1 protein-coding gene is annotated in these 470 nt (G+C 38.3%); it reads right to left on the bottom strand.

The window, feature by feature from the left end; genetic code table 11:
- Positions 1 to 173 precede the first annotated feature (173 nt).
- Positions 174 to 470: hypothetical protein (locus KQJ18_RS24410; protein ID WP_216423005.1), on the bottom strand; the 297-nt coding region annotated here is incomplete at its 5' end.

A 470-nucleotide genomic window follows, 5' to 3' on the forward strand; every position in this document is an offset into this window, starting at 1 on the left:
CATCAATAAAGTCTGATGAAATATAACTATTCGCCTCCTGAGCCAGGGGGAGAAATAATGTGGAGGCACTATGCAAGATTTAATTGATTATGGAAATAGCTCGAGCAACATTAATCACTGGCAATAATTCCAAAATCTGTAAATGTGAGTGATGCAAATCACACGTCATTTTTTTACCTATTCATATTCAACAAGTTTTTTTTTGCGTGTTGTTTTGTCGTTCGCTGTTGAGCGTTACCTGCGACGGGAAATACTGAAAACTTTACTTTCCAGGCTGTTCTCATTTTGTATTGGTGAATGAGTACACCCCATTTTGTGAGAGTCGGATCACTTCGCTGGCTACTATTTGTGATACACATCACTAAAAGTGTAAAGCAAAGTGTACAAATCGGTGTTGTTTCAGAGTTTGCTATTTGCTTCAGTGAGTTAGATCGCATTTTTTGCAGATATCGACAGGCGTTGTTTTCTGG

It is taken from the genome of Citrobacter sp. S55_ASV_140, from assembly GCF_018919505.1.
Lineage (GTDB): Bacteria > Pseudomonadota > Gammaproteobacteria > Enterobacterales > Enterobacteriaceae > Citrobacter > Citrobacter werkmanii.